General features: G+C 67.4%; 8 protein-coding genes and 1 pseudogene. 8 read left to right on the top strand and 1 reads right to left on the bottom strand.

Annotation, left to right across the window (positions count from 1 at the left end; genetic code table 11):
• Window positions 1-544: 544 nt before the first annotated feature.
• From ACIP9D_RS25425 to ACIP9D_RS25415, 3 genes are read left to right on the top strand one after another with little or no spacing between them, the layout of a single operon-like run.
• On the top strand, window positions 545-1,150 hold the full coding sequence (locus ACIP9D_RS25425) for a 1-deoxy-D-xylulose-5-phosphate synthase N-terminal domain-containing protein (RefSeq protein WP_350873391.1): 606 nt from the start codon (window positions 545-547) through the stop codon (window positions 1,148-1,150).
• A gap of 9 nt (window positions 1,151-1,159) precedes the next feature.
• A complete protein-coding gene (locus tag ACIP9D_RS25420; RefSeq protein WP_350873371.1) occupies window positions 1,160-2,383 on the top strand; it encodes an MFS transporter in 1,224 nt (407 codons plus the stop codon).
• Between the two features lie 24 nt (window positions 2,384-2,407).
• A complete protein-coding gene (locus ACIP9D_RS25415) occupies window positions 2,408-2,659 on the top strand; it encodes a hypothetical protein (RefSeq protein WP_350873370.1) in 252 nt (83 codons plus the stop codon).
• A 241-nt stretch (window positions 2,660-2,900) separates the two neighbouring features.
• On the opposite strand, the pseudogene ACIP9D_RS25410 reads toward ACIP9D_RS25415, so the two are convergent.
• Window positions 2,901-4,023 (bottom strand): annotated as a pseudogene (locus ACIP9D_RS25410) (IS3 family transposase); the annotation flags it as partial.
• A 114-nt stretch (window positions 4,024-4,137) separates the two neighbouring features.
• Between ACIP9D_RS25410 and ACIP9D_RS25405 the strand changes: the two are divergent.
• From ACIP9D_RS25405 to ACIP9D_RS25385, 5 genes are all read left to right on the top strand, one after another.
• Window positions 4,138-4,812 (top strand): YdbC family protein, encoded by a 675-nt coding sequence (locus tag ACIP9D_RS25405; protein WP_350873369.1) that lies wholly within the window; start codon window positions 4,138-4,140, stop codon window positions 4,810-4,812.
• A gap of 1,485 nt (window positions 4,813-6,297) precedes the next feature.
• Window positions 6,298-7,287, top strand: a complete 990-nt coding sequence (locus ACIP9D_RS25400; protein WP_350873368.1) for a hypothetical protein — start codon at window positions 6,298-6,300, stop codon at window positions 7,285-7,287.
• Window positions 7,288-8,605: 1,318 nt separating this feature from the next.
• Window positions 8,606-8,986, top strand: a complete 381-nt coding sequence (locus ACIP9D_RS25395) for a hypothetical protein (RefSeq protein ID WP_350873367.1) — start codon at window positions 8,606-8,608, stop codon at window positions 8,984-8,986.
• A gap of 16 nt (window positions 8,987-9,002) precedes the next feature.
• On the top strand, window positions 9,003-9,521 hold the full coding sequence (locus ACIP9D_RS25390) for a hypothetical protein (RefSeq protein WP_350873366.1): 519 nt from the start codon (window positions 9,003-9,005) through the stop codon (window positions 9,519-9,521).
• Between the two features lie 355 nt (window positions 9,522-9,876).
• On the top strand, window positions 9,877-11,193 hold the full coding sequence (locus ACIP9D_RS25385; RefSeq protein WP_350873365.1) for a hypothetical protein: 1,317 nt from the start codon (window positions 9,877-9,879) through the stop codon (window positions 11,191-11,193).
• Window positions 11,194-11,612: the final 419 nt, after the last annotated feature.

Genomic DNA, 11,612 nt, shown 5'->3' with positions numbered 1-11,612 from the left:
TCTTGGTCGACCGCTGTCTTACCGGGAGCCTCGTCCTGTCGACACGGCCTTCCTTGCACCTGCCGTGACCAGCGCCACCACGATGAAAATGCCTCTGGTGGTTCAGTCTCTAACACCCACACCGGCGAGCATGGCCGACGCGGGAGGCGTCCGAGACGGTGGGCGCACAACCCCGGTCGGGCCATGCAGCCGAGTGCTCCTTGTTCACGTGGCAGCTGGATGCTATGGTCCATCGGCCGACCGGTCGGTCGGCACGCTGATGCGCCCGGGGGATGGGAGCAGGTTCCACCAATGACTCGAGCTTGCCCGCCATAACCCGCCGACACCTTGGAGTTGGGCTAGATGCAAATCTTGGCAGGCCAACCGGCCGGTCGGCGACTCCGAGCCGCAGCAGCGACATTGAGTAGACCTGGACGGCCGCCACTCATGACCGCGATCAGCCGAGGTCGGGGCGGGCTGATGCTGGCACCAGCCAGACCTCGTCGGCGGACCATCGTCAGCAATACGCCTAACGCGCTGCGCTAGATAGGGCGTGTTGACCACCGTGCTGTCACCGATTCGCGGACCGCAAGACCTGGATAGGCTCGGCCCGACGCGACTGGCAACCTTGGCCGAGGAGATTGGGAAGTATCTGATCGCATTAGTAGCCTGCACAGGCGGACATCTCAGGCCAGATTCGGGTGTCGTAGGACTGACCATCGCCCTACATGGCGTTTTCGGCTCCTCTTGCGCCAAGGTCCCGCTCGAAGTCGGTCACCAGACATACGTTCGCAAGCCTCTCGACTCGGCGCTGCCGGAGCTGGCCCCACGCCATCGCCTGGTCGAAACGGTGGAGGACGGTGTCCGCGCCTGCGGCGTCGGGACCATGGTCAGCCAGGTGCTCAACGACGCGAATGTATGGGTTTCCGAACGCAATCTCGATACCCCCGTCGCTTTCCTCTTTCCCGGCAGCCAGGGACTCCGGCGCTGCGGCCTGACCGTCCGTGAGATCGCCGGCCAAACCGAACAGACGCAGACTGTCATGGGCGGGGTGGAGGCTCCAGCTGGCGAGGGTCCACGCGCGAAAACAGCCCGAGTCGCCCGCCGCCGGCCCGTGGGAAACTCGGACGTCGAACGCCGCTGTTTCGCGGCGGCCCGGTCGGATTGCTAGACAGCGCACGTGGCCCTCCGACGCAAGCTGATCCCCCTCGCCCTGGCGCTCGCCGTCGATATGCTCGGCAGCGGCGTTCTGTTGCCGGTCTCCCTGCTGTACTTCACGAACGTCACCGGTATGCGGCTTAGCACCGTAGGACCGGTGCTGAGCATCGCGGCCCTGGCCTCCCTGCCGGTGCCGCTGATCGTCGGCCATTTCGCCGACCGCACTCGCCCACTCGACCGAGTGCTCGCCGCGCAGGTGCTGCAGGGTGCCGCCTACGCGGCGTTCGGTCTGGTGCGCGGACCGGTCACCCTCTTAATCGTGGCGATCGTCGCCGCGCTAGGGCAGCGACTGTTCTGGTCCTCGTTCTTCTCGGTCGTGGCCGGCCTGGCCGAACCCGGCGAGGACGGCCACCATGCCGACCGCCGCTTCGCCGTGGCCGGCATGATCCAGATGGGGGCGACCGGGGTGGGCGCGCTGCTCGGCGGCCTCGCCGTGGCGTACTCCTGGTACCAGCCGGTCGTCTACTTCAACGCAGCGAGCTTCCTAATCTCGGCGATATTGCTGCTGTTCGTCCCGCGCGACGCCCGACCGACGGCACGCGAGCACGTGCGGGGCGGCTACGACGCACTCCTACGTGACCGACCCTACCTGCTGCTTATCGCGGTCAACACGATCTTCGCGCTCTGCAGCATCTTCGTCGGCGTCGCCGTCCCGGTCTACCTAGTGGACGGACTGCCCGCGCCGCACTGGCTGGTTGGCCCGCTGCTCGCCGCCAACACGGTGCTGCTCGCATCGGGCCAGCAGCTGGCCGTGCGGCTGCTGCGGCGGCTCTCTCGCGCGCAGAGCCTCGCCCTCGCAGGCGCGTTCTGGGTGGCGTGGGCAATCGTCTACGCGGCGGCGGTGCACGTGCCAGCGTGGGCGCTGGTGCCCTACCTGCTGGCCGGGATGCTCCTATACGCTGCAGCCGATGTCGTCCACGCGCCGATATCGAACTCGCTGTCGGCCGCCGCGGCACCGGCCGCCCAGCGGGGACGGTATCTCGCGGTCTACCAGTACACATTCGCTTTCGCGAATATCTTGGCGCCGACGTTCTTCACTGCCCTCTATGCCCGCGGGGCAGCGGTGCCATGGTTGACCCTCGCGACGGTCACGGCGGTGGCGACGGCGGTCATGTGGAGATTGCGTACGTCCTTGGCCGCGAGGGAAAAGGCGCCGCAGCCAGCCTCGGACCCGGCAGCGGCCTAAGGGTGCGTCTCTTTTAGTGAGGCGGTGGTAGCAGATCAGGGTGTTTGCGGTGGTGGCGATGGCTTCGAAGTGCTCGCCCTTGCGGTCGTGCCGCCGGATGAGGCGCCGGTGGAGCATGAGTTAGGACATGCAGGCTTCGACGATCCAGTTGTGGCGGTCCAGGCGTTGCGAGGACTCGATGTCCTTGCGGGCGATGCGTATCTGGATCCCTCGCCGCCGGATTCCGCGGCGCAGCAGGCAATGACTACTGTGTTGCCGGGGCGCAGCAGCTGGTAGCTGGCGGACAGGATCGCGGCGAACCCGCCGAGCAGACCGGACCAGCCGGCGTAGGCGAGGTTGCCGCGCTCGCCGTCGCCATAGCGATAGGCCCGCTTCCTGACCTCGGTACCGGTCACCCGGACCAGTCCGTGGGTGAGCCGCCCGTACGGTGGTGAGGTGAGCACGAGCCCGACCTCACCGACCGCCGCGGGGGCGAGATCACGCGGGCGGTCGCCGATAGGGCGATCGGGTGGAGGCTTTCATACTCGATCGGGGTGAGCACGCCCAGTAAGCTGCGGCGGCGTTGCCGGTTGTGGAAGATCTCCAGGTACTCGAAGATCGCGTTGGCCAGTTCGATGCGGGTGCGCCAGCGGCGGCGGTTGAGCAGTTCGGTCTGCATCCGGGCCCAGAATGACTCGATCATGTCGTTGTCGTTGTCGTAGCAGTCGCCGATCGATCTTATTGACGGCGCCAAGCCGGGCTTCCTGGACCCGGCGGGTGAAGGCCCATGAGGTGAACTGCACGGCGTGATCGCGTGGATCAAGGTGCCGGCCGGTTGGCGGTTGCTGATGGCCATACCCAACGCGTTGGACCCCAGCGTGGCCGTCTGAGTGGCTTCGATGGACCAGCCGACAACTCTGCGGGAGAAGGTGGCCAGCACGACCGCGCAGTACACCTTGCCCTCCCGGGTCGGGTGCTCCGTGATGTCGGTGACCCGCAACTGGTTCGGCGACGACGGGCGAAGTCGCGGTTGACCAAGTCCGCCGCGGTAGGGGTCTGGTGCTTCGGCCGGGGCCGGCGACTGCCTGGCAGCCCCCGGACGCCGGCACGGCGCATCAGCATCTCCACCGCGTGATAGCCCACGACCAGTCCGCGGCCCAGCCGCAGCTCGGCGTGCACCCGGCGAGAACCGTACCTGCCTCGGAATGCCAGATGCACCGCACGGATCTGTTCGGTCAGCCATGCGTGACGCAGCGCCCGCTTTGAGGGCGATCGGTTGCGTTGCGCCAGGCGTAGTACCGGACGCAGAGACGTCGAGCAACGGCAGCAGACCTCGACCGGCAATCCCTCAGCGGCCATCCGTTGGATGACCGCGTACCGGTCTTTTGGGCACCACCTCCTTGAGAAACTCAGCCGCGCGGCGATGCACAGCCAACTCGGTCTCCAACTCGGCGATACGCCGCCGAGCCGCGACCAGGTTCGCCTGATCGGCGGAGGTGACACACGGCGGTTGCCCCGTGTCGATCAACTCCTGACGGCGCCAGTTGTAGATCGTCTGATCACTGATCTCCAAGTCCCGGACCAGCTCTGCGACTGACCGGCCAGCCTTGAGTAGATCGAGGAACTTTACGACGAAACTCAGGCGGATATCTCCTCGGCACGTCGCTCCTCAACGAGCGACGAGCCTGACGAGTCAACCAACCCGACTCCATCAAAGTCCCTACAAGAACCGGGGTGGTTCATGGTTGACACCGCGACCTCGGATGGTGCTCCACATGATCGCGGCCACCGCGCTCCTTGCGGCATGTGTGTGCATCCGTGAGGACTACAGTCGCGGTGTGCTGATCAAGTGGGTGGCATGTCGTGTCGTTGACCGTGAAGCGTTCCACCGCGGGCAGCGGGCTTGGGCCGAACTCCACGGACGTCCAGGATTTCTCGGTCAATGCGGTGGCTGGAGTCGCCGCGAAGACGGGCTGGCGCACATCATCGCCTGCTGGGCCGATGAACCCAGTTATCAAGCGTTCATGACAGGGTCACACGACGAGATCGCCGCCGCTCAAATCGGCACCTACGGTGCGCTCGAAGTGCGTCTCTTCGATCACCGCTCGGACATCGGCGAGGGCTTCCTCACCAAAAACGGCCGCGACGCGCTGCTTCGGCTCGCCTACTGCCACGTCCGTACGCACAGGCAGGCGCACTTCATCCAGGCACAGACCGAGGTGTGGAACCCGGGCATGGCGGCGGCGCCCGGGATGCGCGGAGGAATGTTCGCCCAGCGCGCTGAGGCGGAATTCCTGGTGGTGTCCTTGTGGCGGTCCACGGCTGACCACGAGGGCTATCTCGACGGACGCTTTATGGAGCTGCGCCGGTTAGCGAACGCAGCAGAAGATCTCGACGCAATCACCGGCGACCTGGTTGACCTGGAACCGACATGGACAGTGTCGATGTGATCACGGCCCCACCGGTGGAGGCAAGCAGGGCCCCTGCCGACAAGCACTGTCGGCGCTGCAGCGCGACTGATCGCCGCCTCGGCGCGGCGTAGGTCTGGTCGGGCCGGTGACGTCGACACCGCGCGGTGTGTCGGAGGGCGTCTTGACGGTCACTGCGGGCACAATCGCAGGCGTTGGGGTGTACGAAGGCGTTCCCGTCGGAGGTGCCTGTTGTTGCGGTGTCCAGGCCGGCTGGCTCGGTGGACGCTGCGTGGCGCTCTCCTGATCGGTGGTGTGGTCGGTCTTTGGGGCTTTCACGAGGCGGTCGCGGAGGACGCTGCTCTGGCGGCCGGATCCGCTGCTGCCTCTTGCACCCTCGCCGACCGGCTCGGCGCTGGCGGAACCGTTTTTGGCAGCTCCCTGGGGTGTGAGCCCTTCTCGCTCACCGGCCCCGCGATGGAGAGCGCGTCAGGCCGTGTCGGTGGTGAGGTAACGGTCGCAAGCGGGGGCCAGCTGGCGGGCCTGGACGTGCCGGTGCGAATGCCGGCGGGTAAGCGGCCGGCGGGTGTGCAGCTTGCTGTAGGCCAGGTGGTCGACCCGACGGCCGCCGGCGACGTTGACACGGTCGTCGAGGCAGTCGCCTCGGCGACGCGTCCAGTCGTGGACCTGACGTCGCTCGTTGTGGAGGAGATCGACCGGACAGGCCTGCTGGAACCGGTCGGCACCGTCGTCCGGCCAGTGACCGAGCCGATCGTTGACGTTCTACCGCCCGCTTTGGCGCCGGTGCTCGGCCTGACTCAGCCGATCATCGGCTCACCTGCGGCGCCTGCGATGCCTCCCGCCGGCCCCGCCGTTGACGCGCCGGCGTTGACGGATGAGGTGCCCCCGACGGCGACGCCGACCACGATCGTCCGGCCCGCAGCACCGATGACCGCGGTCCAAGGGACAGCGCCGGGGGCGGCGCGGACGTCCGTGACAGCAGGCCTCGCCCCGTCGCCGAAGGCGGTCGGGACGAGGCAGGTTCCGTGGGCAGGCGACCTGGCCCACGCCCTCGGTTTGACTCCCGGCGCTCCCGCCAACGCCGCCGGCCACGGCTCCGCTGCCGGCGGGACAGGAACCCCGGCTGAGACTTCGCCGCGCTCCTGGGCCCCGACCCTGCAGCCTTGCGACGGTTACGTCATGGGATGCGAGAAGCTCGCGGGCCGCTGCGGTCAACCGGACACCAGGCCCGCCTGAGCAACCCTGGCCATCCCCGCCCGAGGCGGGGCAGCCGCGACGACCGTTCGCCCCACGTAGGGCGCCGTCATCGCCCGCTGCCACCCGGGGTCCGGTCCCGCCTACATAGTCCCGCGCAACCGCTTCTGCCCGTACCGCTCCTGGCCCCATCGGCGCGGTTTGTGAAGAAGAAGCCGCCTCTGCCGCCGGGCGTCATGACGTCCCAGAGCTCTGCACAGCCCGGCGACGACGGCATTGCTGACCAGCCGCATCTACTACCCGGAGAACCGCGTGATCAACCTGCCCGTCTGCCGCGCCCATTGGCACGACATCCCCCACATCGTCGATCTGGTCGTCGGTCCCCTCGCCGATAGCACGATCGGCGCATGGCTCGTACCCGACGAACACCGTCGACGGGACATCCTCAGCGCCGTCGTCCGCGTCTGGACCGAACACGCGCTGCTGTTCGGCGAGGCCTACCTCCTGCAGGACCATTCCGCCGCCGCTGTGTGGCTGCACCGCTACGGCCCCCTCTCACCGCCAACCGGGTACGCCGAGCGGCTCGCCGTCGCCTGCGGCGAGTACGTGGTCCGATTCCTGCACCTCGACGACGTTCTGCACACGCACCGACCCGACGGCCCCCACAATCACCTGGCGTTCTTCACCGTCGCACCAAAGCCGTACCGGATCAGGCGTGCCAGCACCCTGCTCGCCACCACCAACGCCCGAATGGGCCAGGCCCTGCTGCCCACCTACACGGAGGTGACAACCCTCACCGACCGGGACCTGTACGCACGGCACGGCTACGTTCCCCTCGAACCCTTCACACTCCCCGACGGCAGCACCACCTACCCCATGTGGCGCACCCCAGGGCAGCGGCGGCCCCGCCACCGTTCATCCGCCCCACCCGCTCGCCCGGGCCAGCGCGCGCCCACCCTGAACGACCTGCCGATCCGGCTCATCCTCGACACATCCGCCATCCTCGCCTTCACCGAGGGATCGACCGCCGTAGGCGAAGCAATCGCCAAAGTCGCCGACGATGGCTGCCTCTTCGGACTACCCGTGATGTGCCTGGCCGAGGCAGCCCGATCAGTCACCGACACCGACCGGCTCGACCTCCTCGCCAACCATGCGTCCGCGGCAGTACTGACCATTGACCCCCTCCAGTGGAAAACCCTCGCCGCCACCCACCGCGCGGTCGGACGGCTCGACACCGCAGCCGCTCTACTCGCAGCAGCGGGCAACAACTGCAGGGTTCTGGCCGAACGGCCCGGGCGGTAGCGGAGCCGATCTGGCAGGCGAACCGTCAAGCTCAGAAATTCAGGACATGCTCGGCCACGCCTCCTACACCATGACTGCCGACCCCTACACGTCAGTTTTGGAGGGGCTCAAGTGGACAACCGCGGAGGCCGCCAGGAAGCTGATGCCCCCGGACCGCACAGGGCGGCATAGCAGGCTGAGCGACCGGTCGAGGCGTTCGAGGTCGATCGCGCGCGGTCGTTTAGGGGGCGTGCCTTACTGAATCAAGGGCAGACAGTTGACGCCCAGACTAACCCCGGCAACTGTCGGCCGGGGTGGGAGAGTGAAGACCACGTACCGACCATTGCCCGCCTACGACATCCGCCGCTGTTTCACGCCGTCGCTTGCAGGCGCTGCAGCGCCCCGGGTTGCCTGGTGCAGAGAGCTGGTGACAGCCCTCACGCCAGCAGGCCGTTGGCTCCGCCACGCTGCTGGTCGCGGCCCCGGTGCAGGCCGCCGGCTACATCGCCGATCCCGAAACCTCCGCCCTGGAGCCGGGCCTGAAGCCACCGTCCGTCTTACGTGGCAGGCAGTCGGCAGCGGCGCAGGCGGCGACAGGGATGCGCCGAACGACCGTCCCAGAGAGAGAGCGGAACAGGCGACCCATCCATGGCTCGCCGACGCTGTAACACATCATCGACGGACAGCGCCTGTCAAAGTTGAAGGTCGGGTGCGCGGCCTCTTGAGTGGGCGGGACCGCCCGACCCCCCGCAGTCCCGCCCACTCAAACCCGAACAGCGCACCATGACGGCCGTCGGAGGCAACCCGATTATGGCTGAGCCGACACCCCGCACCCCACCGCCACGCTGGCTGGGCCGCCACAACGGCGCAGCTGCGCCCCTGGGCTGGAACTTGCCAACTCAGCCCCTTCCGCAGCAACGGCAAGCTGCAGGCGAGTGGTGGCCGTTCGTTATGTTCGGCGGAATCACGATGCTGATCGGGTGTTCGCCATGATCGTGGTCGTGTTAGCACGATGACGCTCCGCGGCCCGCCCCCGGTGCCTGCCGCCGAGGCGGGACCCTCCCTCGATTCCCCCGTCCTGAGCGAACGTGCTGCCCCCGCGCCAGGGCCGGTAACAAGCGCAGCGTGCTCAAGGAGTTGAGCGACGTTACGATCGCAGGCGACGAGCCGTTGGCCAACATCGACCGCCCCTGGTTCCGCCGGTCTCTGGCTGCCGACACCGCGGACGAACAACTATCGGAACTCGTCCACAGGGCGCGCGGAATCCTCAAACGGCGGCGGTCGTCGAGAGCCGCTACCTGATCCCACCAGCCGACGACACCACCCCTGGATCGCGGAGGTGCTGGGGCTGACCGGCCCGGACGACCATGTCCTGATCGCTGCCGTCGGCACCCGGCTCGACCCGGCCACCACCTTCCACCTCGCCCTGGTCACCGCGAATAGCGCGGTCCGCGACCGGCTCCCGCTGCACACCGACTCGGTCGCGTCTGGTCAGCGCGGCGCACGTCTCGTCCTGCGCGACGGATCTGGGCTGTTCACCGCCCGCCTGCAGGCCGAGCACCCGGACCACGGCGGCTCGATTACCACCCAGCTCACCAGCGTGAGCATGGCCTGGCACCACCCCTACCAGCTGCTGGGTGCGCTGCAGCTGTTCCGGCACGCCGAGGCCACCGATCGGCTCGAGGTGCGCCTCAACGACCACGCTCGGCCCACCGGTTGACGTCAACGCCGAGCAGATGGGCCAGATTCTGCTGGCGTTCCGCTACGACGGCGACCTGATCGCCGCCCTCGACCGGATCCATGCTCACACCCGGCAGCGGCACCCGGTCCCCGAAAAGATCACCGCCGCGGAGCGTGCCGACCTGCTGGCCGCGCGGCTACTTGACGGCGAGGCGATCACCCTGACCGACGACATTCTGGCCATGACCGTCAAGCCCGACGCGATCGACGCCTTCCTGCAAGACCAGCACGAGGGACAGCCCGGCGAGCTCATCGCCCTGGGTGCCGGGTACGCCGTCACCTGTGGCGACCACCGGATGGACCTGGGGCCGGTCGAAATCCGTGCCCTGCAGGTCACCCTGACTAGCGTCGGCGAGATACGCGCCGCTGCGGGGGCCGGAACGCCGGTGAAGGCCCGCTACCGATGCCTGCCGGGCAACAAGATCGCGATGCGGCTTGTGCTGGCGGACGCACCCGATGAATCCGCTGAGAGCTTCGGATCAGCGCCTGGCCGGCAGCAAGAACCGACGCCGTGACATGCAAATGCACGCGCGGGTTAAGCCTCGGCTGTCCGGCCAGTCACGGCTGCCTCCTCGCTCGTCATGTCTCTCCGATCGTCATCATCGGGGAGGTGTGCCCAGCAGGAGCTCTCCCGGGCCCCTTCCTCCCGAGAGAGCGACGCCTAACGACGATCGCTGCACATATTCCGAGTATGGCCGGGCCCACCGACACACGAAGCTTCCCGGCCGTCGGCTACGCGTCCTGATGATGCGTGCGTGTCCGAGGTCCTCGCCCGCCCGGCTTTCGAGAAACCCTGGCGTCGGCGGTGGATGACACAATCGACATATGCCTGCTGATCCCGCCCCGGCTAAGCCCCCCGAGCCAAAGCCCGTGACGCTCGCGACCGACGTCATCCCGCTCGGTGAGCGCGGTCAGCGGAGCATTCTCGACCACGTGGTCGCCGTCGGCGACGAGGCCGAGACAACCTACCTCGAGGTCAAGAGCAGCCTCGATCTCAGCAGCAAGGCCGGCGTGGCGAAGGTGGCCAAGTTCCTGCTGGGAGCGGCCAACCGACGTCCGCGTGAGGCGGCACGGCACTTCCAGGGCTATGCGGTGCTGGTCATCGGCGCGCAGAAGGGCAGCACTCCGGGCGTTCCCCGTGGCGTCGAGCCTCACGAGCTGGAGGACCGGCTCCGCCCCTATCTCGGGTCGCAGTTCCCCGCGTTCGAATTCGGGAGGATCGGCGTCGGCGACGATCGTGAGGTGTTGTTCGTCATCGCGCAGCCGCCGCAGGATGGTCAGCCCATCTTCCCCTGTCACAAGAGCTTCCAGGGAGTTGACCGTCGGGACAGTCTCGAGGACGGTGCGGTCTACGTCCGAGGAACCAGCAACACTCGACCGGCCCGGGCCGGCGAGGTGCTTGCCCTCGTCGAGCGGGCTCGCGGAGGGGACAGAGCGCCGATCGATCTCGACGTGGAGATCCTCGGCTCCATCGAGCGCGTTGACCGCGTTGACGAGGTGCTGGAGCGCCTGTACGAGTTCGAAGAAGAAGAGTTCAGCAAGCAGCACGAGCCGGAGGTGGATACTTTCGCGTCCACGTCAGCGCTCCTAGCAAGAAACATCCTCTCAGGGGGTCGGCCGCCGACGGCAGAAGAGCGAGCGGCGCGTTTGGACGCGTGGCGGAGTGAGAAGTCCGCCCATATCGCGAATGGGCGGGAGCACTTCCTCGGCGTCGGTCTGCCTGGCGCAGGAATCAGGGTTGTCAGCCGCGACCGGTTCGTCGCGAAGCCCCATCTCATCGTGACCTTTCATGGTTGTGAGGCTTTCGACTACCGCGAGGCTGACGATGCCGATTTCGAGAAGGTAGTCGAGCCCGTCATGCGACGGCACGACCCGTTCGGAACGGGATTCGATACCGGCGAACTTCTGATCGCGCCCCGTGGCTACCCCGTCGTATGGACCAATCGAGGCGACGACGCCGAGGTCGTGCTCACGCCGGAATCGTTCCGACCCAACGTGCCATGGACGAGCGCCCAGGACGACTACGTGATCCTCGCGCGGGACCCGCAAGCGAGGCTGGTGCCCGTGACGTGGGTCCTGACAGAGGATGGTAACGACGCGGTCACCAGGGGCGAGTTCGAGGTCACCACAGCCGAGATCATCGACGCTGCCGAACTGTTCGAGACAGCGTTCTTCAAAAACGAGTGACGGCCGGTCGCCCTGGCTGAAGGCCAGCGAGAGGAACAAGTCCCACGGTAACGGGTAGCCCGACGACGGCATAAACGGTCTGAGGGGGCGATCGGTATGGGGCGATGCCCAGCTCGCCGACCGCCGGTCCACTACCTGGCCGTGGGAGCAAATCGGGAGCGTCTTAGGCCACTACTCCTTGGCTAGGCATCGGCGTCAGCTAATGGTCACTCTGGCTTGCGGGCGCGACGGAATGGCGAACGACCTGCGGCACCATCCATCCGCCCCGGCCGGCATCAGTCCGGTCGCGGGGCTTGGGTCGGGGGAGCAGGTTGGGAGCAACGGGTTGCACTGAACGGTCTTGGACTGCGCCGAACGCCCTGGAAGGGCGTTCAACTGCACCCACCCCGACCTGCGGCTCCTCGTTCACGCAGGTCAGA

It is taken from the genome of Micromonospora sp. NPDC093243, assembly GCF_044753725.1.
Lineage (GTDB): Bacteria > Actinomycetota > Actinomycetes > Mycobacteriales > Micromonosporaceae > Micromonospora.
The sequence above is the reverse complement of the archived record's forward strand: the minus strand, read 5'-3'. Positions and strand labels throughout refer to the sequence as shown.

Bases quoted from the DNA above. Each gene is read 5' to 3' on its own strand.
- ACIP9D_RS25405 (WP_350873369.1), top strand. From the start codon at position 4,138: ATGATCGCGGCCACCGCGCTCCTTGCGGCATGTGTGTGCATCCGTGAG.
- ACIP9D_RS25390 (WP_350873366.1), top strand. From the start codon at position 9,003: ATGGGCCAGATTCTGCTGGCGTTCCGCTACGACGGCGACCTGATCGCC.